This window comes from Arthrobacter sp. SPT-J7 (assembly GCF_059089965.1).
Genome location: NZ_JBNHFF010000015.1, coordinates 22,271 through 41,592, shown reverse-complemented (window position 1 = coordinate 41,592; position 19,322 = coordinate 22,271). Strand labels below are relative to the sequence as shown.

Annotated in this window: 20 protein-coding genes; 15 read left to right on the top strand and 5 right to left on the bottom strand. The window is 66.8% G+C overall.

Annotated features, from left to right (window positions below):
• A partial coding sequence (locus AC5RWX_RS17845; protein ID WP_494097680.1) for a hypothetical protein occupies positions 1–434 on the bottom strand: 434 nt, incomplete at its 3' end.
• Positions 435–575: 141 nt separating this feature from the next.
• Between AC5RWX_RS17845 and AC5RWX_RS17840 the strand changes: the two genes are divergently transcribed.
• The 10 genes from AC5RWX_RS17840 to AC5RWX_RS17795 all read left to right on the top strand — a co-directional run bounded on the left by AC5RWX_RS17840 (position 576) and on the right by AC5RWX_RS17795 (position 10,334).
• Positions 576–1,463 (top strand): hypothetical protein, encoded by an 888-nt coding sequence (locus AC5RWX_RS17840; RefSeq protein ID WP_493940276.1) that lies wholly within the window; start codon positions 576–578, stop codon positions 1,461–1,463.
• Positions 1,453–2,433, top strand: a complete 981-nt coding sequence (locus AC5RWX_RS17835) for an HAD-IIA family hydrolase (protein WP_493940277.1) — start codon at positions 1,453–1,455, stop codon at positions 2,431–2,433. The genes AC5RWX_RS17840 and AC5RWX_RS17835 overlap by 11 nt, the downstream gene beginning before the upstream one ends.
• A gap of 61 nt (positions 2,434–2,494) precedes the next feature.
• Positions 2,495–2,698, top strand: coding sequence for a hypothetical protein (locus AC5RWX_RS17830; RefSeq protein WP_493940278.1), 204 nt, complete (start codon positions 2,495–2,497; stop codon positions 2,696–2,698).
• A gap of 4 nt (positions 2,699–2,702) precedes the next feature.
• Positions 2,703–3,575, top strand: coding sequence for a TlyA family RNA methyltransferase (locus AC5RWX_RS17825; RefSeq protein ID WP_493940279.1), 873 nt, complete (start codon positions 2,703–2,705; stop codon positions 3,573–3,575).
• Positions 3,572–4,567 (top strand): NAD kinase, encoded by a 996-nt coding sequence (locus AC5RWX_RS17820; protein ID WP_493940280.1) that lies wholly within the window; start codon positions 3,572–3,574, stop codon positions 4,565–4,567. The genes AC5RWX_RS17825 and AC5RWX_RS17820 overlap by 4 nt, the downstream gene beginning before the upstream one ends.
• A complete protein-coding gene (recN, locus tag AC5RWX_RS17815; RefSeq protein WP_493957931.1) occupies positions 4,564–6,276 on the top strand; it encodes a DNA repair protein RecN in 1,713 nt (570 codons plus the stop codon). Before AC5RWX_RS17820 ends, recN begins: the two co-directional genes overlap by 4 nt.
• Positions 6,277–6,395: 119 nt before the next feature.
• Positions 6,396–8,117, top strand: a complete 1,722-nt coding sequence (gene pyrG / locus AC5RWX_RS17810) for a CTP synthase (protein ID WP_493942919.1) — start codon at positions 6,396–6,398, stop codon at positions 8,115–8,117.
• A gap of 7 nt (positions 8,118–8,124) precedes the next feature.
• Complete coding sequence (locus tag AC5RWX_RS17805) at positions 8,125–8,793, top strand: NUDIX domain-containing protein (protein WP_493943747.1); 669 nt, start codon at positions 8,125–8,127, stop codon at positions 8,791–8,793.
• A 93-nt stretch (positions 8,794–8,886) separates the two neighbouring features.
• Positions 8,887–9,780, top strand: coding sequence for a site-specific tyrosine recombinase XerD (xerD, locus tag AC5RWX_RS17800; protein ID WP_493957939.1), 894 nt, complete (start codon positions 8,887–8,889; stop codon positions 9,778–9,780).
• A 50-nt stretch (positions 9,781–9,830) separates the two neighbouring features.
• A complete protein-coding gene (locus AC5RWX_RS17795) occupies positions 9,831–10,334 on the top strand; it encodes an 8-oxo-dGTP diphosphatase (RefSeq protein ID WP_493942920.1) in 504 nt (167 codons plus the stop codon).
• On the opposite strand, the gene AC5RWX_RS17790 is transcribed toward AC5RWX_RS17795, so the two are convergent.
• The 4 genes from AC5RWX_RS17790 to AC5RWX_RS17775 are packed head-to-tail and all read right to left on the bottom strand — an operon-like array spanning position 10,331 to position 14,658.
• A complete protein-coding gene (locus tag AC5RWX_RS17790) occupies positions 10,331–11,491 on the bottom strand; it encodes a bifunctional 2-methylcitrate synthase/citrate synthase (protein ID WP_493957930.1) in 1,161 nt (386 codons plus the stop codon). The genes AC5RWX_RS17795 and AC5RWX_RS17790 overlap by 4 nt on opposite strands.
• A gap of 21 nt (positions 11,492–11,512) precedes the next feature.
• A complete protein-coding gene (gene prpB / locus AC5RWX_RS17785; RefSeq protein WP_494077318.1) occupies positions 11,513–12,418 on the bottom strand; it encodes a methylisocitrate lyase in 906 nt (301 codons plus the stop codon).
• The gene (locus AC5RWX_RS17780) at positions 12,419–13,939 is read right to left on the bottom strand and encodes an MmgE/PrpD family protein (protein ID WP_493957928.1); all 1,521 of its coding nucleotides are present in this window, start codon (positions 13,937–13,939) and stop codon (positions 12,419–12,421) included.
• Positions 13,939–14,658, bottom strand: a complete 720-nt coding sequence (locus AC5RWX_RS17775) for a GntR family transcriptional regulator (protein WP_493957927.1) — start codon at positions 14,656–14,658, stop codon at positions 13,939–13,941. The genes AC5RWX_RS17780 and AC5RWX_RS17775 overlap by 1 nt, the downstream gene beginning before the upstream one ends.
• A 313-nt stretch (positions 14,659–14,971) precedes the next feature.
• On the opposite strand from AC5RWX_RS17775, the gene AC5RWX_RS17770 reads away from it, so the two are divergent.
• The 5 genes from AC5RWX_RS17770 (at position 14,972) to AC5RWX_RS17750 (ending at position 19,322) form a co-directional block, all read left to right on the top strand.
• A complete protein-coding gene (locus AC5RWX_RS17770) occupies positions 14,972–15,361 on the top strand; it encodes a VOC family protein (protein ID WP_493940289.1) in 390 nt (129 codons plus the stop codon).
• A gap of 137 nt (positions 15,362–15,498) precedes the next feature.
• A complete protein-coding gene (locus AC5RWX_RS17765) occupies positions 15,499–16,389 on the top strand; it encodes a ParA family protein (protein ID WP_493940290.1) in 891 nt (296 codons plus the stop codon).
• Entirely contained in the window at positions 16,389–17,321 is a 933-nt protein-coding gene (locus AC5RWX_RS17760) for a segregation and condensation protein A (protein ID WP_493940291.1), read from the top strand. The genes AC5RWX_RS17765 and AC5RWX_RS17760 overlap by 1 nt, the downstream gene beginning before the upstream one ends.
• On the top strand, positions 17,314–17,949 hold the full coding sequence (gene scpB / locus AC5RWX_RS17755) for an SMC-Scp complex subunit ScpB (protein WP_493942926.1): 636 nt from the start codon (positions 17,314–17,316) through the stop codon (positions 17,947–17,949). The genes AC5RWX_RS17760 and scpB overlap by 8 nt, the downstream gene beginning before the upstream one ends.
• Before the next feature lie 59 nt (positions 17,950–18,008).
• Entirely contained in the window at positions 18,009–19,322 is a 1,314-nt protein-coding gene (locus tag AC5RWX_RS17750) for a pseudouridine synthase (protein WP_493957926.1), read from the top strand.

Genomic DNA, 19,322 nt, shown 5'->3' with positions numbered 1-19,322 from the left:
AGCGGCGTGACTTTGGTGATCGGCCTCGTCAGGACCGTGGTGAGCGGCGTGACTTTGGTGATCGGCCTCGTCAGGACCGTGGTGAGCGGCGTGACTTTGGTGATCGGCCTCGTCAGGACCGTGGTGAGCGGCGTGACTTCGGCGACCGACCCCGTCAGGAGCGCGGCGATTTTGGTGATCGGCGTCCGCAGGGTGATCGGCCTCGTCAGGACCGTGGTGAGCGGCGTGACTTCGGTGATCGGCCTCGTCAGGATCGTGGTGAGCGCGGCGATTTTGGTGATCGGCGTCCTCAGGGTGATCGGCCTCGTCAGGATCGTGGTGATCGGCGTCCGCAGGGTGATCGGCCTCGTCAGGATCGTGGTGAGCGCGGCGATTTTGGTGATCGGCGTCCGCAGGGTGATCGGCCTCGTCAGGATCGCGGCGAGCGGTCCCATGGCCGTCCGGCCGGCCCCCGTGAGCACAGCGCCAGCGACCTCCGCAGTGCCAATCGCGTTGACCGTCCGCGGTCGCCGGAAATTGACGAGGACGTGTCAGGGTCGGAGCTGGACCGAGTTACTCGCGCACAGCTGAGGACCTTGGAATCGAAGAACGCAGAGTGGGTAGCCAAGCACTTGGTCATGGCGGGCCGGCTTCTCGACGAGGATCCGGAACTGGCCTTCCAGCATGCGCTGGCAGCTAGCCGCAGGGGCGGACGTATGGCTCCTGTGCGCGAAGCGGTGGGCCTGACTGCTTATGCGGCCGGCCACTATGGCGAAGCCCTCAGGGAATTCCGCACGTTCCGAAGGATCAGCGGTTCCAACGAACACCTGCCCATCATGGCGGACTGTGAACGTGGGCTCGGACGTCCCGACAGGGCGCTGGAGCTAACCCGTTCAGAAGACGCAGAGTCGCTTGATACCGCAGGCAAAGTGGAACTGGCCATTGTGGCCTCCGGCGCGCGGTCCGATTTGCAGCAGTTCGATGCGGCGGTCGCAGCTCTGGAGATTCCTCAGTTGGACCGGAACCGGGCCTTTTCATACAGCCCGCGACTCTTCCGCGCTTATGCAGACGCTCTGGACGCAGCCAACCGCGGTGATGAAGCCCAGCAATGGCGGCGCCAGGCAGCCGTGGCGGAGAATGCCCTTGGTGTTGGTGATTTCGCCGAGCCGGAGATCGTCGATTTGGTCGGTGAGGAAACGGAACCTGTCGGCAGTCCGCGTCAGGGGTCCGGCAGCCCGGCCCAGGAACGCGCTGATGCTGTCGTTGAAGAAGAGAGGGACGCCGACGAAGCCGCGGCGTCCGACTCCGAGCTCGCAGAGGCCGGCGAAGCCGGGCCCTCCAACGAGGAGGAGGCTGCGCCCGTGGCCGGTTCTCCGACGGATGAACCAAAGGGGGAACACGACGCGGCAGCTTCCATCGAGCCCGAGGAGAAGGACGCTCCGGCTCCGGTGGACACGCCGGACAGCAGGGACGATGACGAGTAAGCCGCTGATCTCCGGCTACGATGCCTTGCTGTCCGACCTGGACGGAGTGGTCTATGCCGGGCAGCAGGCTGTCCCTGGAGCTACCGAGGCGTTGGAACGTCTTGCGGACACCGGAACGGCTCTGGGCTACATCACGAACAACGCGTCCCGGTCGTCCGAGCAGGTAGCCGCACACTTGCGCGAGCTCGGCGCGCCGGCCACCGCCGATCAGGTCTTCGGATCGGCACGAGCCGGCGCACTGCTGCTGGCCCAGCACGTCCCCGCGGGTTCCAAGGTGCTGGTCACGGGCAGCCAGACATTGGCTGACGAAACAGCTGCCCAGGGATATATTCCGGTCAGTTCTGCCCTCGAAGCACCCTCGGCTGTGATCCAGGGATTCGACCCGGGGCTGGGGTGGAAGGAACTGGCCGAGGCGTCCTTCGCAATCGCAGCTGGCGCCTTCTGGATCGCCACCAACACGGATATGACCATCCCCCGGGAGCGTGGCATCGCCCCCGGAAACGGCGCATTGGTGGCCGCCGTGCAGGCGGCCACCGGGGCGGCGCCACTCGTCGCGGGGAAACCGGAAACGGGCATCTTTACGACGGCGGCGGAAGCGTTGGGCGCACATCGTCCGCTGGTCGTGGGGGACCGTTTAGACACGGACATTTTGGGTGGGAACAATGCCGGCATGGACACAGCGGTGGTGCTCACCGGCGTTGACGGCCCCGAAGCGGTCCTCGGCGCCCGCACCGCCGAACGGCCACGCTACTTGCTGGGCAGCCTAGCCGAACTGTATCTGCCCTACCCTGCGGTCACACGCGACGGCGCCGGGTTCCGGTGCGGTGGCGCGATGGCCGCCGTCGAGAACGGCCGACTCCGCATCTCCGGCAGCCGGGATGATGTGGACACGTGGCGGGCAGCCTGCACGGCGTGGTGGAATACCCACCCGGACCAGACTGCAGCGGCCACGCCTGAGCTTGCCGACTGAACGCCGCTACTACACTGATTCACGGCGGTTGGGTACGCCGGCCGATGCAAGGGAGGAAAGCTTGGACCTGCCAGAATCGAGGGAAAGCGGCACCCCAACGCCGCCGCAATGGCCCGCCCCGGCTGAGCCGACCGCGGACGAGTCCGTGAACAGCATCGTCGGCGAACTGACCCAGATCCCGGACCTCTCCGTCAGCGAGCACGAGCAGGTGTACCAGCGGATCCACGACGGTTTGTTGGCCGACTTGGAGACCGAGGCTGATTGACCCGATGCCGCGACTCGACCAGGAGCTAGTATCCCGGGGACTGGCACGCTCCCGCACGCATGCTGCCAAACTCATCGCGTCCGGGCGGGTCAGCCGCGCCGGAACTGTTTTGACCAAAGCATCGGCGGCCGTCGGCACGGGGGACCCGCTGGACGTAGCCCCTGACGCCGGCCCCGACTACGTCAGCAGGGCCGGACACAAGCTGGCGGGTGCACTGGCAGCTTTCCCGGCGGTGGATCCGACCGGCCTGCGCTGCCTCGACGCCGGAGCCTCCACCGGCGGCTTCACCGATGTCCTGCTGCGATCCGGGGCACGTGAGGTAGTCGCCGTGGACGTGGGACACGGCCAACTCGTTGACCAGATCCGCACGGACAGCCGGGTCAGCGTGTTCGAAGGGATGAACGTCCGCTATCTCCAAGCCGCGGAGATCGGCGGCCCGGTGGACCTGACCGTCGCCGACTTGTCGTTCATCTCCCTGACCCTGGTCATCGAAGCCTTGGCCGACGCCACGCGGCCAAACGGAAACCTCTTGCTGATGGTCAAGCCGCAGTTCGAGGTGGGCCGGGAAAGCCTGGCGCGCACCGGCGTCGTCAATTCAGAATCCGAACGCTTCCGGGCGGTAAAAAACGTTGTCTCGTCGGCCCTCGAAGCGGGTCTGCGGGTGCGCGGATTGGCGGCCAGCCCTCTTCCCGGGCAGGACGGAAACGTCGAATATTTCCTGTGGATAAGTGTTCCGGCGGGCAAACCGGAGCGCAAAACGGGTAGTGTGCTGGCAGGGGAAGTAGACGCAGCGATGGCCGATTTCCCGCATGGATCCAGACAATCGCCGGACAAGACGGACGAACCGAGAGGGCAGGAACCGGGAGTGGAGCGATGAGCCGGCGGATACTGGTGCTCGCGCACACCGGACGGGTAGATGCCATGGCGGCGGCCCAGGAAACCTGCGCCCAACTGCATGCCTCCGGGCTGGTTCCGGTGATGCGCCGTGAAGAGATAGCGCCCATACGGGAAAAGTATGGCGAACTGGCCGTTCCCTGCGAGACGCTGGACGAGGACGTCACTCTTGACTCCGTGGATCTAGGCATGGTCCTCGGCGGCGACGGAACCATCCTCCGTTCAGCCGAGCTGGTCCGCGAATCGGATGTTCCGCTGCTCGGGGTCAACCTGGGCCACGTCGGCTTCTTGGCTGAGAGCGAACGCGCGGACTTGGCGCAGACCGTCCACTGGGTGGTAAACCGCGAATATACGGTGGAAGAACGCCTGACCATCGATGTCCAAGTGTGGCTTGGCAAACGCAAGATCGGGCACACTTGGGCGCTGAACGAAGCCGCCGTGGAAAAGGGCAATAGGCAGCGGATGCTGGAAGTGGTCGTCGAAGTCGATGCCCTGCCCATCAGCTCGTTCGGCTGCGACGGCGTAGTGATGGCGACCCCCACCGGCTCGACGGCCTATGCGTTTTCGGCCGGCGGCCCGGTGGTATGGCCCGAAGTTGAAGCACTGCTGATGACGCCGATCAGCGCGCACGCCTTGTTCGCCAAGCCGCTGGTGGTTGCGCCGGACTCCATCATGGCGGTGGAAGTCTTGAGCCGGAGCGACGCCAATGGGGTGTTGTGGTGCGATGGGCGCCGCAGTCTTGAGCTGCCGCCGGGATCACGGATCGAGGTGACCCGCTCGGACAAACCGGTCCGGCTGGCCCGCACTCGGCGGACCCCGTTCTCGGAACGGCTGGTCCGCAAGTTCGAGCTGCCCACGTCCGGGTGGCGCGGCCCCGTCAGCCCCTCAGAGGAACAACCGCCCACCTCGTCCCTGCCCACGGTTCGCACCGTGGAACCGCACTATACCCAGCCCGCCCAGCAGGAGCTGAAGTGATCGAAGAAATCAGGATCCGCAACCTCGGCGTCATCACCGAGGCCACCCTGCCGCTGGGGCCCGGCCTGTCGGTGGTGACGGGGGAAACCGGCGCCGGCAAAACCATGGTTGTCACCGCGCTGGGCCTGCTGCTGGGAGCACGCGCCGACGCCGGCGCGGTACGCAGCGGGGCGGCCAGCGCAGTGACCGAGGCCGTGGTCCGGCTGGCCGCGGACAGCCCCGCCCTTGCCCGTGCGGGAGAAGCCGGGGCTGACATGGACGAGTTCGACGGCGGGGCCGAACTGATGCTCGCCCGGACAGTGAACGCAGACGGCCGCAGCCGCGCGCATGTAGGCGGACGCGGAGCTCCGGTGGGAACGTTGGCCGAGATCGGCGCTCATCTGGTGGCGGTGCACGGCCAAACCGACCAGCTGCGGCTTAAAAGCCAGCAGGCACAGCGCGAAGCACTGGACAAATTTGCCGGCGCCGCCCTGTCGCAGGCCTTGACCGGGTACGCCGCGTCATTCGTGCGTTGGAGGGAAGCCAAGGCCGAGCTGGAGACCCTGCGGACTGAAGCACGCGAACGACTGCGCGAAGCCGAAGCGCTGCAGCTGGCCCTCGAGGAGATCGACGGGCTGGATCCGCAGCCTGGCGAAGACGACGCGTTGAAAGCCGTGGCCGTCAAGCTGGCCAACGTCGAGGAACTGCGCGCGGCTGCCACCGTAGCGCACCAGGCGCTGGTGGCCGAAGAATTCACCGACTCGCCGGATGCAGTAACCCTGGTGGACGCGGCGAAGCGGTCGCTGGAGCAGGTCCAGGACGAAGACGCCGAACTGGGACGGGCAGCCGCTCGGTTGGCCGAAGTGGGAATCATCCTCGCCGACGTGGCCGCCGAATTGGCCAGCTACGGAGCATCGCTGGACAGCGAAGGACCGGGCCGGCTGGAGGAGGTCGAAGCGCGCCGCGCCGACTTGGCACGGTTGGTGCGCAAGTACGCGCCCAGCATCGACGAAGTCCTCGACTGGGCCGACCAGGCCCGCGCCCGGCTGGAAGACCTGACCGACGACTCCAGCCGGATCGAGCGGCTGGAGGCGGAAGTGGCGGCACTGGACGCGGCGTTGGCCACCCAGTCCGCCGAGGTCACGGCGCTGCGTCGGGAAGCTGCTGCTGAACTGGGCCACCGGGTGGGCACGGAACTGTCGGCGCTGGCCATGGCCGAGGCCGAATTGGTGATCGAGATTGAACCTGCGCCGGCTTTGGCAGTGCACGGGGCCGACGTCATCACTTTCCTGTTGAAACCGCACCGGGGCGCTCCGCCGCGCCCGCTGGGCAAGGGCGCATCCGGCGGCGAGCTCTCCCGTGTGATGCTGGCCATCGAAGTGGTGCTCGCGGAAGTGGATCCGGTGCCGACCTTCGTGTTCGACGAAGTGGATGCCGGCGTAGGCGGCAAAGCGGCGGTCGAGATCGGCCGGCGTCTGGCCATGCTGGGGCGCTTTGTGCAGGTCATCGTGGTGACCCATTTGCCCCAGGTGGCGGCGTTCGCCGACCAGCACATCCGGGTGATCAAGACAGCAGGCAGCGGCGACGGCGGGATGACCGCCAGCGACGTCCGCCTGCTCGACGACGAGGGACGGGTGACCGAATTGGCCCGCATGCTCGCCGGCCAGGAAGAATCCGAATCCGCCCGGGCACATGCCCAGGAACTGATTGACGGTGCCAGGGCGCTGTAGCACCAGCTGCAGGCACAACCAGCCCCGCCGCCGGCGGGGGAGAAGTTGACTTAGCTGACGTGTGTTCGCGCACACGACAGCGGTCGGAGCGGCCTTGAGATCCGAGGGCGTCCAGAAAGGTGATAGGCTCGAATTCCGTGGTGCAGCGAACAAATTCCCGGTTTTCCAAGTCGTCCAAGACGACCAAACATATCTTCGTCACCGGCGGCGTCGCGTCCTCGCTCGGGAAGGGACTGACGGCTTCAAGCCTCGGCCACCTGCTCCGTGCGCGCGGCCTTTCCGTGACCATGCAGAAGCTCGATCCATATCTGAACGTGGATCCGGGCACCATGAATCCCTTCCAGCACGGTGAAGTCTTCGTCACGGATGATGGCGCCGAAACCGATCTGGATATCGGACACTACGAGCGGTTCCTGGACGAGAACCTGGACGGCTCGGCCAACGTCACCACCGGCCAGGTGTACTCCACGGTGATTGCCAAGGAGCGCCGCGGCGAATACCTCGGTGACACCGTCCAGGTCATTCCTCACATCACGGACGAAATCAAGCGCCGGATGCGCCTGCCTTCCGAGCCGGCCGCGGGCAAAAAGTCCCCGGACGTGATCATCACCGAGATCGGCGGCACGGTAGGCGACATCGAGTCGCAGCCGTTCCTTGAATCGGCCCGCCAGGTCCGCCAGGACGTCGGGCGCAACAACGTCTTCTTCCTGCACGTGTCCCTGGTGCCCTACATCGGTCCGTCGCACGAACTCAAGACCAAGCCCACCCAGCACTCGGTGGCAGCGCTGCGGTCGATCGGTATCCAGCCCGACGCCATCGTGATCCGGTCCGACCGGGAGGTCCCGGCCGCAATGCGGGAAAAGATCGGCCGGATGTGCGACGTGGATATCGACGCGGTCATCGGCTGCCCGGATGCGCCGAGCATCTACGACATCCCCAAGACTTTGCACTCGCAGAACCTGGACGCGTACATCGTGCAGCACCTGGACTTGAAGTTCAAGGACGTTGACTGGTCCAAATGGGACCGGCTGCTGGCGGCGGTCCACAACCCGCAGCACACCGTTGAGGTCGGGCTGGTGGGCAAGTACATCGACCTGCCTGATGCCTACCTTTCCGTGACCGAAGCACTCCGCGCGGGCGGTTTCGCGAACCAGACGCGGGTGAAGATCCGCTGGGTTCCCTCCGACGACTGCGCCACCGAGGAAGGCGCTGCCGCTGCGCTCAAGGGCGTGCACGCGATCTGCGTGCCCGGCGGCTTCGGCATCCGCGGCCTGGAAGGCAAACTCGGCGCACTCAAGTACGCCCGCGAACACAAGCTCCCCACCCTGGGCCTGTGCCTGGGCCTGCAGTCGATGGTGATGGAGTACGCCCGCAACATCGTGGGACTGGAAGGCGCCTCGTCCACCGAGTTCGATCCGGACACCAAGCACCCGGTGATCGCTACGATGGCCGAGCAGTTGGACATTGTCGACGGCAAGGGCGACCTGGGCGGCACGATGCGCCTGGGGCTGTACGAGGCGGCCCTGCAGTCGGGGTCCGTGGTGGCCGAAACCTACGGCAGCACCAAGGTCAGCGAACGCCACCGCCACCGCTACGAGGTCAACAACGAATACCGCGACCAGCTCGCTGCTGCGGGCCTGGTGTTCTCCGGCACCTCGCCGGACGGCACGTTGGTGGAGTTCGTTGAGCTGCCCCGCGAGGTGCACCCGTACTATGTCTCCACCCAGGCACACCCGGAGCTGAGTTCACGCCCCACGCGGCCGCATCCGCTGTTCGCCGGGCTGATCGCGGCCGCCTTGAACCATGGCAAAGCCAAGACACCGGCAAAGTCCAGGGTCTGAGGTGCAGGTGCAGCCGGACGCCTTTGCTGATGTCTCGGATCCGCGTCCGCTGGTCGAAAGCCGAACGGTGTACCGCGGCCGGATCTGGGACGTGGTCACCGACACCTTCACGTTGAGCCAGGGCGACAGCACCACGCTGGTGCGCGACTACATTGCGCATCCCGGTGCGGTGGCCATCCTCGCGATGGACCCGGAGGGGCGCGTGCTGCTGCTGAAGCAGTACCGGCAGCCCGCCAAGATGTCGCTGTGGGAGATTCCCGCGGGCCTGCTGGACATGGACGGCGAGGACTTCGTGGATGCCGCTGCGCGGGAACTGGCCGAAGAAGCTGATTTGGTGGCCGGCCGTTGGAACGTGCTGGTAGATTTCTTCAATTCGCCCGGTTCCTCCAGCGAGGCGATCCGGATCTACCTGGCCAGGGACCTCTCCGAGGTCCCCGAAGACCAGCGGCATGAGCGCACCGAAGAGGAAGCCGAGATCGAGCACCTCTGGGTGGACCTGGATGATGCCGTGGACGCGGTGATGGCAGGCCGGCTGCATAATCCGTCGGCCGTGGCCGGGCTGCTCGCCGCTGCCCGGGCCGCCGCCACGGGCTTCGACAATCTGCGTCCGGCGGATGCTCCCTGGCCGGAGCATCCCAGCCAGCGTCCCGGCGCCGCTGACTCCGGCCGGGACTGAGCAACGGTGTTGCCGGTGCAGGCCGCGCCAGCCCAGGGAGACGCCTTTACCGCGACGGCGCTGGGTCGCGCCGCGGGCGACTACCTGCAGCATATGGCGGTGGAACGCGGGCTGGCGGCCAACACCGTGGCGGCCTACCGCCGGGACCTGGGCCGCTACGTGAAGTTCCTGCAGGAACGTTCCGTCAGCGAGCCGGCCGCGGTCAGCCGCCACGATGTCACGGCCTTTGCCCAGGCACTTTCCGACGGGTCCGACGGCGCCGCCGCCCTGAGCGTCAGATCGGCGGCCCGGACCATCGTGGCAGTGCGCGGCCTGCACAAGTTCTGGACGCTGGAAGGCATCACGGAAACCGACCCGGCCACCGACGTGCATCCGCCGATGCCCGGCAAACGCCTGCCCAAGGCCATCTCCGTGGCCGACGTGACACGGATCCTCGAGTCCACCGGCTCGGACAGCCCCACCGGCTTGCGCGACCGGGCGCTGCTGGAGTTTCTCTACGCGACCGGCGCCCGGATCAGCGAAGCCGTCGGCCTGGACGTTGACGATGTCAGCGTCGAACCGCAAGGCGACGGACCCGCCGTCGTCCGTCTCTTTGGCAAGGGGTCCAAGGAGCGGCTGGTGCCGCTGGGCTCCTATGCTGCGCAGGCGGCCGACGCGTACCTGGTCCGTGGCCGGCCGGGACTGGCCGCAAAGGGGCTCGGGACACCGGCCCTGTTCCTGAACGCGCGCGGCGGCCGGCTGAGCCGGCAAAGTGCCTGGACCATTCTGAAGGCGGCTGCGGAGAAGGCCGGCATCACCCAGCCCGTGTCCCCGCACACCCTGCGGCACTCCTTCGCCACGCACCTGCTGGAGGGCGGCGCGGATGTCCGCGTGGTGCAGGAGATGCTGGGCCACGCGTCCGTCACCACCACGCAGATCTACACGCTGGTCACCGCCGATACGCTCCGCGAGGTTTATGCCGCGGCTCATCCGCGCGCGCTGGGCTAAGCCGGCGGAGCGGAGCGGCCGGGCAGCGGTTCCGGGCTAGACTCGCTGCCATGACCGTTGCCGTCGCCTTGTGCTTCCTGCTGTGGGAAGAATCCGGGCAGAGTTATGTGCTGCTCGGCCGGAAGAAGACCGGCTTCGGCACCGGGAAAGTCGTGGGGGTCGGCGGGAAACTGGAAGCAGGGGAGTCCGACGCCGAGGCCGCGCGCCGGGAAATGCACGAGGAGACCGGGGCGCGGGTCAGGCTTGAGGACCTGGAACCGGCCGGACGGATTCTCTTCGACTTCCCGGCGCGGCCGGCGTGGAACATGGACACCGCCCTCTTTGTCGCACGGCGCTGGAGCGGCGTGCCGGTCGAGTCGGTCGAAATTGCCCCGTCCTGGCACCGGGTTGACCAGCTGCCGCTGGGGCAGATGTGGCAGGACGCCGGGCATTGGCTGCCGCTGGCCCTGTCGGGGGAGCAGCCGCGGCTCCGCGTGGTGATGCGGCCCGATAACGAGACGGTGGCCGACGTCGAGAATCTCGACACCGGCCACCGCGTCGCCTGGCAGTTCTAGCGGCCCAGCGCCCGCTGGCTGGGACCGTTGTATTCGCTGAGCGGCCGGATCAGCGAGTTCGCTTCCAGCTGCTCCATGATGTGCGCCGTCCAGCCGGTGATCCGGCTGGCCACGAACAGCGGGGTGAACATCTCCGTGTCGAAGCCCATCAGGTGGTAGGTGGGGCCGGCGGGGTAGTCCAGGTTCGGCTTGATGTCCTTCGCCTCGGCCATCGCGCGCTCCAGCCCGTCGTACAGTCCGAGGATTTCAGGGCGCCCGTAGTGGTCGATCATCTTGTCCAGCGCGGCCTTCATGGTGGGTACCCGGGAATCGCCGTGCTTGTAGACCCGGTGGCCGAAGCCCATCACCTTCTTCTTTTCCGCCAGTGCCTGCTCCATCCAGGCCCGGGCCCGGGCGGCGGCGTCCTCGCGGGATTCGTCGGTGCGGATGCCGATTTGCTCGAAGGTGTGCATCACCGCTTCGTTGGCCCCGCCGTGCAGCGGGCCCTTCAGCGCACCGATGGCACCGGTGACGGCCGAGTGCAGGTCGGCCAGCGTGGAGGTGATGACCCGGGCGGTGAAGGTGGAGGCGTTGAACGAGTGCTCGGCGTACAGAATCATGGAGACGTTGAACGCCTCCACCACCTCCGGCGCTGCCTCCTCGCCGAAGGACATCCAGAGGAAGTTCGCCGCGTAGCCCAGGTCGTCGCGCGGTTCCACCAGGTCCTGCCCGCGGCGCCGGCGCTGGTCGTAGGCGACGACCGCCGGGAACGCCGCAAACAGCTCCAGCGCCTTGGCCATGTTCGCCTCGGGTGAGGAATCCTCGGCCAGCCGGTGGCGGGCTCCGATCACGCTGGCCGCCGTCCGGCAGACGTCCATGGGATGGGCCTCAACCGGCAGCGAATCGATGACCGACTTCACCACCGGGTCCAGTGCGCGGCCGCCGCGTTCGGACGCGGTGAAGTCCCGCAACTGGTCCGCGTCCGGCAGCTCCGAGTTCCACAGCAGATACGCCACCTCTTCGAAGCTGCAGCGTGCGGCCAGGTCCTGGACCGGGTAACCGCGGTACAGCAGCGAGTTGGTTTCCGCGTTGACCTTGGAGATCTTCGTGGTGTCGACGACGACGCCGGCCAGCCCTTTGTGGATCTGCGGTGCTTCGGTGGTTGCATCCGTGCTCATTGCGACTCCTATGTCTTGTGGTCAGTGCTGACCGGGCACTTGGAAATTGAATACAGAGGTGTCGAATTGGTTATACGCCTCATAATCCACCAATTCGTACAAACGCGCACGGGTCAACATGTTCCCGACCTGCGATTGCTGGGTTCCCTCCGCCTTGATCGCGTCCAGGGTACGCTCGGCGGCCCCCATCGCGCTGCGCAGCAGGGTCACCGGGTAGATGACCATGTTCACGCCTACCGAGGACAGATCCTCTGCGGTGAACAGATCGCTCTTGCCGAATTCGGTCATGTTAGCCAGCACCGGCACGTCAACGGCTTCGCGGATGGCAGCGAATTCCTCCAGGGTGCGCATGGCTTCGGGGAAGATGGCGTCCGCCCCGGCGTCAACCAGCGCGCGGGCGCGGTCCTGTGCCGCGGCCAGGCCGTCCACGGCCCGGATGTCGGTGCGCGCCATGATCAGGAAGTTCTCGTCCCGGCGGGCATCCGCGGCGGCCCGGATCCGCTTGCTGGCAGTTTCCAGGTCCACCACGTTCTTGCCGTCCAGGTGGCCGCAGCGTTTGGGGTTGAACTGGTCTTCGATGTGGCAGCCGGCCAGGCCGGCGTTTTCCAGTTCCTGCACCGTGCGGGCCACGTTCATCGGCTCGCCGAAGCCGGTGTCGGCGTCGACCAGGGCGGGCAGGTCGGTCATCCGCGCGATCTGCCCGGCCCGGGTGGCGACTTCGGTCAGCGTGGTCAGGCCGATGTCCGGCAAGCCCAGGTCATTGGCCAGCACGGCGCCGGAAATGTAGACGCCGTCGAAACCCTTCTCCTGGATCAGCCGGGCCGAGAGCGGGTTGAACGCGCCGGGAAACTGCTGCAGCGCACCCGAGGCCAGTCCCTCGCGCAGTGTCCGGCGTTTCTGCTCGGGTGTTGTTGCCGGGTAGAGCATTTAGAACAGTCCCTTCGGGCCGGCGGAGAGGTCGATGACCCCGTCGGCGGCCTGGATGTTCAGCTGGTCCAGCTCTCCGGCGGCCAGTTCGGGCAACCGCTCGACGGCGGCGAGGAACCGGTCGATTTCGGCATCGTCGACGATCCCGGCGGACAGGGTGCGCAGCTTGTTGACGTAGTGTTCCCTGGTGAACGGGCGGGCGCCCAGCGGGTGGGCATCGGCTACCGCGATGTCGTCGGTGATGACGGTCCCGTCGGTGAGCGTGATCTCCACCGAGCCGCCGAACGCCTTTTCGGCGATGTTCAGCGAGTGGTAGCGGCGGGTCCACTCCGGGTCTTCCTCGGTGCTGACCTTGTTCCAGAGCGCCACGGTGTCCGGCCGGGCGGCCCGCTCCGGGGCGTAGGAGTCAACGTGGTGCCAGGCGCCGTCCTGCAGCGCCACGGTAAAGATGTACGGGATCGAATGGTCCAGGGTTTCGCGCGAAGCCGTCGGGCTGTACTTTTGCGGATCGTTGGCGCCGGAGCCGATCACGTAGTGCGTGTGGTGGCTGGTCTTGATCAGCACGGACTTCACCTTGTCCGCGTCGGTGGCTTCCGGATGCTCGCGGTGCAGCTTGCGGGCCAGGTCGATCCAGGCCTGGGCCTGGTATTCGGCGGAGTGTTCCTTGGTGTAGGTGTCCAGGATGGCGCGCTTCGCCTCGCCCGGGGCCGGCAGCGGGACGGTGTAGGAGGCGTCCGGCCCGTCCAGCAGCCATGCGATCACGCCGTCTTCGCCTTCGTAGATCGGCACCGGCGAAGTCTGCCCGCGCATCGCCCGGTCCACTGCTTCCACCGCCATCTTGCCCGCGAAGGCCGGTGCATGGGCCTTCCAGGTGGAGATCTCGCCCTTGCGCGACTGGCGGGTCGCCGTCGTCGTATGCAGCGCCTGGCCCACAGCCTGGAAGATGGTTTCCACGTCCAGGCCCAGCAGCGTGCCGATGCCCGCGGCAGCCGACGGACCCAGGTGGGCCACGTGGTCGATCTTGTGCTTGTGCAGGCAGATGGCCTTGACCAGGTTTACCTGGATTTCATAGCCCGTGGCGATGCCGCGGAGCAGGTCGCGGCCGTTCGAACCAACGTGCTGGGCCACCGCCAGGATCGGCGGGATGTTATCGCCCGGGTGCGAGTAGTCCGCGGCCAGGAACGTGTCGTGGTAGTCCAGTTCTCGCACGGCCACGCCGTTGGCCCACGCCGCCCACTCCGGCGAAGTCTTCTCCGCGATGCCGAAGATACCGGCGCCCTGGCCGCCAGCGGAGACCGGGTGGCTCAGCGCCTGGGCCCGCGCCGCGACGATCGGGCCGCGGTTCAACGACGCGATGGCCACCGAAGCGTTGTCGATGATCCGGTTGATCACCATTTCGGCCACGTCGGCGGACACCTCCACCGGGTCCGTGGCCACCCGGGCGATCTTGTAGGCAAGCTGGTCTTCGCGCGGCAGGTTCTCTTCGCTGCGGTAGACACGCACATGGTTCTCGACGGTCATTAAACTGTCCTCTCGGCTGGCAAATCGGGTCGATGGTGTGGATTGGTGGACTTGAAGTGTTTCAGGCTCTGGTGCAGATGGATCCGGGTCGCCGCCGCCGCCACCTGGCTGTCGCCGTCGGCAATGGCGCCGGCGATGTTGGCGTGTTCTGCGGCGGAAGCCAGCAGCCTGGTTGGATTGTCCCGGGCGAGCCGTCGGATCCGCACCAGATGGACGCGGAGGTTGGTCATCGCCTGGTGCAGGTACGTGTTTCCTGCCGCGCGGTCCACGGCGGTGTCCAGCCGGCCGACCAGCTCGTAGTAGTCCTGCGGATCCGGCGCAGAGCCGCGCATGGCGTCCGCGGCGGCCAAGAATTCCTGCTGCAGCTGGCGGAAAACGGCCGGCTCGCCGCGCTGGGCGGCCAAGGCCGCCGCTTGGCATTCCAGTGCTGTACGCAATTCGAAAAGCTCGGTGACGTTCTCCAGCGAGATAGCGGCGACGACGACGCCGCGTCCAGCATGAGGCGCGGTCAACCCTTCTGCATTCAGCCGGCCCAGTGCCTCGCGCAGGGGAGTGCGGGAGATGCCCAGCCGCGCCGCCTGTTCAACCTCGCCCAAGACGGTACCCGGAGGCAGCCGCCATTCGACGATGTCCTCGCGCAGCGCCCAGTACGCCCGCTCGCTGGCCCTGAGGGGCGGACCACCTGCTGTCGCTGGCGCTTGCCGTTCCACGATGCTCACCGTCCTACTGTATACACGGCGGGCCTGTTTTCGCTAGAGGAGGCGCGTGGGACACCAAATTCGTTTGTTTATGTATACAGAAGCGAGGTTGGCCGGTCCGCCTGCCAGCCCCGCTGGCGCTCCGCCGCCGGGCCGGAACCAAACCCGTCGGCGGTGCAGGGTTGGGTGCAGCGCGCGCAGGCAGAAGCGTTGTTCCCATCGCTTCCCGAAGGCAGTTCCCGGCCACTAGTGGCCGAGCGGTTGTCGCCCTACACTTTGTCGATGTGGTGTGGATCACCACGCCATCCCTTCACGCAGAATGCAGGTGAGAGCAATGGCCGGACGTGTGGTGCATTTCGAAATTCCAGCGGAGGACCTGGACCGCGCGAGAGAGTTTTACGCTTCGGCCTTTGGCTGGAATATCGGCACGATGCCGGAGATCGACTACACCTCGCTGGGGACAACCCCGACCGACGACCAAGGCATGCCAACCGAGCCTGGAGCCATCAACGGCGGCATGTTCCGCCGCGAGGGCGAACTGACCGGCCCGATTATCACGGTCGACGTCGATGATATCGACGCCGCATTGGAAAAAATCGGCAGTCATGGCGGATCGACGGTCAAGGCCAAGGACGCAGTACCGCAGATGGGGTACTTCGCCTACTTCCGGGACAGTGAGGGGAACGTGATGGGCCTGTGGCAGACCGACCCCGCTGCGGGATGACGGGCCGAACCTTATACCTCTACTTGAAGCTAAAGGCTCGCCGATCGTCAGCGTCCTGTCGATCGATGGCAGGACCGTCGCTGTAACCTTGTCAGGAAGAAGTACGGCAGCGAAACGATGGAAGCTGGGTTTGATACGTGAACAGCGAACAAGGTTCGACAACCACTCTGCGGCCAGCGGACGAGGATGTCCTGGGCCCCACCGGCCGGCCGCTGACCGAGTTCCCTGAACCGCCCGTCCTAACATCGCACGGCCCCGCGCGGATCGTCGCAATGGTCAACCAAAAGGGCGGGGTGGGTAAGACCACTTCCACCATCAACCTGGGCGCCGCCTTGGCCGAGGTCGGCCGCAAGGTGCTGCTGGTCGATTTTGACCCGCAGGGTGCGCTGTCCGCCGGGCTCGGCACCAATCCGCATGAGCTGGACCTGACCGTCTACAACGTGCTGATGGACCGCAAAACGGACATCCGCGAGGCGATCCAGCCCACCGAGGTGGAGAACATCGATCTGCTGCCGGCCAACATTGACCTATCCGCCGCGGAAGTGCAGTTGGTCAACGAGGTGGCACGCGAGCAGGTTCTGGCGCATGCGCTGCGCAAAGTCGAAGACGACTACGACATCATCTTGATCGACTGCCAACCCTCCTTGGGCTTGCTGACCGTCAACGCGCTGACCGCGGCCCACGGCGTGATCATTCCGCTGATCTGCGAGTTTTTTGCGCTGCGGGCGGTGGCGCTGCTGGTGGAAACCATTGAGAAGGTCCAGGACCGGCTGAATCCGCGCCTGCAGATCGACGGCGTGCTGGCCACCATGTACGACCCGCGCACGTTGCACAGCCGCGAGGTGATCGGCCGCCTGCTTGAGGCGTTCGGAGACAAAGTCTTCGAAACCGTCATCAAGCGCACGATCAAGTTCGCCGATGCCACCGTCGCCGCTGAGCCGATCACCAGCTATGCCGGGAACCACGCCGGTGCAACTGCCTACCGCCAGTTGGCCAGGGAGCTCATTTCGCGCGGCGGCGCCCCCTGATGACGCTGGCGCCGGCGGACGACCAGCCTGCTGGCCGTCCTCCGGCAGTTCCGGAAACGGTACCGGCCGGCCCGGAAGACGGCCACAAGACGGCCGGATTCGCTGTGACGTTGGACAACTTCAGCGGGCCCTTCGATCTGCTGCTGGGACTGATTTCCAAGCACGAAATGGACATCACGGAAGTGGCGCTCTCCCGCGTCACCGACGAATTCATTTCCTATATCCGTGGACTGCAGGCCGCCGGCGACGACAAAGCCCTGGACGAAGCCAGCGAGTTCCTGGTCATCGCAGCCACCCTGCTGGATCTCAAGGCCGCCCGGCTGCTGCCGACCGGTGAGGTCGAAGACGACGAAGACATCGCCCTGCTGGAGGCCCGCGACCTGCTCTTTGCCCGGCTGCTGCAGTACAAGGCCTTCAAGGAAATCGCGGCGCTCTTGGGACAGCGACTGGTCCGCGAAGCTGACCGCTTTCCGCGCCAGGTCTCGTTGGAACCGCACTTCGCGGCGTTGTTGCCGGAGCTGATCTGGCGCACGCCGTTGGCCGAATTCGCCGCCCTCGCGGCCAAGGCGCTGGAGCCCAAGGAACCTGCCCCCACCCGGGTGGGGCTCTCCCACCTGCATGCGCCGCCGGTCAGTGTGAAGGAGCAAGCCGCCATTCTGGGCGCCCGGCTGCAGGCCGGCGGCCCGCTGTCCTTCCGCTCGCTGACCGCTGACGCAGACAGCACGTTGGTGGTGGTCGCGCGCTTCCTGGCGCTGCTGGAGATGTTCCGCGACGCGGTCATCGCGTTCGACCAGGCCGCGCCGCTGGGCGAACTGACGGTCCGTTGGACCGGCCCGGACTCGGAATGGACCGGCGAGAACCTGAGCGAGGAGTACGAAGACACCCCGGTGCCGGAAACGGCCGCGGACGGAACGGAGGAGACCCATGACTGATCCTGTGACGGATGCAGCGGGCGGGCCGGCGATCGACGTGGACCAGTTGCCCGGCGGCGCCCGCGCTGCCTTGGAGGCGGTGCTGATGGTCATCGATGAACCGGCCTCGGAGATCGAATTGGCCACCGCGCTTTCCCTGCCAGTGGAGACCGTCCAGTCCCTGCTGCTGGATCTGCAGCGGGATTACGACGGCGGTGCCTCCTTTGACGGCCAGCCGGCCACCGCGCCTCGGGGTTTCGAACTGCGCAACATCGCCGGTGGCTGGCGCATCTTCTCGCGCAGCGATTTCGCTCCGCTGGTGTCCAGCTTCGTGCTGGAAGGCCAGACCGCCCGACTGACCCAGGCTGCCTTGGAGACGCTGGCGGTCATCGCCTACCGCCAGCCGGTCTCGCGAGCCCGGGTTTCAGCCATCCGCGGAGTCAACGTTGACTCGGTGGTTCGGACGCTGACGCAACGCGGGCTGATCGAGGATTCCGGCACCGATCCGGAGACCGGAGCCATCCTGTACCGGACCACCTCGTATTTTCTGGAAAGATTGGGTATAGGAAGCATCGGCGAACTGCCGGAGATCGCCCCGCATCTGCCGGGGCTGGAAAACCTGTCCGAGTACGACGACGCTTCGCTCTAGACTGCCGGCACCCGGCAGCGCCAGACCAATGACGTAGTTCCCACGGGTAAGGATCCACCATGACACAACCGCCTCGTTCCGGTTCCGGACGGAATAATCCCCGCGGCGGAAAGCATCCCGGCGACGCCCGCCGTTCGGACGACGCCCAGCGCCGGCCGGAAGGCGGCTCTGCCCAGGGACGCGGCCGGGCCGGTCAGGCCAGCGGTTCCGGCGGCGCAGGCCGGACCGGCGCAGGCCGGACCGGCGCAGACCGGACCGGTGCCGGCAGGCCGGGTGGCGGCCGCCCCGGTGCCGGGCGGGACCAGGACCGCAACGAATACGGCAAGAGCGCCGGGCCGGGTGGCCGCAGGGGACCGGCCGAACCGGCTGCGGGCAAGCAGGGGAGCCGCAAGCCGTCGTCGGCCGGTGCCGCTGCAGGTAAACCCGGTGCCGGTAAGCCCGGCGCAGGCAAGCCGGGCACCGGCAAACCGTACGGCAGCAAGGCAGCCGGCAAGGCCGGCGCGGGCAAGGCCCGCGGCGCGAAGCCGCAGCGCCCCGCCGGGCCCAAGGCCTTCGGCCGGGAGCGCTTCGGCCAGAATCTGGGCCCGGTGAGCCGAGCTGAGCGTCCTTCGCGCGGCACCGGAGCAGTTTCCGACCTGCACGATCCCGAGGGAGTGCGCCTGCAGAAGGTCCTCGCCGGGGCCGGTGTCGCCTCGCGCCGGGTGTGCGAAGAGCTGATCCAGGCCGGCCGGGTTGAAGTGGACGGCGTTGTGGTGCGCGAGCTCGGCGTGCGGGTGGATCCCGCCCACGCGGTCATCCACGTGGACGGTATCCGGGTGCAGATGGACGAGACGCTGACCTACCTGGTCTTCAACAAGCCCAAGGGGGTTGTCTCCACGATGGAGGACCCCGAAGGGCGCCCCTGCATCAGCGACTACCTCAAGCCCCAGCAGGGCCAGCGTCTTTTCCACGTCGGCCGGCTGGACCAGGCCACCGAAGGGCTGCTGCTGCTGACCAACGACGGCGAACTGGCCAACCGCCTCACGCATCCGTCCTACGAGGTCCCCAAGACGTACCTGGTGCAGGTCCGGGGGCCGATGGCTCACGGTGTAGGCGCGCAGATGAAAGCCGGCATCGAGCTGGAAGACGGCGTTTCCTCGGTTGATTCGTTCAAGCTGGTGGACTCCACGCCGGGCCACGTCCTGGTGGAAGTCGTGCTGCACTCGGGCAAAAACCGGGTGGTGCGGCGCTTGTTCGACGCCGTCGGGCACCCGGTGGAACGGCTGGTCCGGACCCAAGTAGGACCCATCCGGCTGGGCGATCAGCGCCAGGGCAGCGTTCGCGCGCTGGGCCGCCAGGAGGCCGGGCATTTGCTGGCATTGGTGGGGATGTAG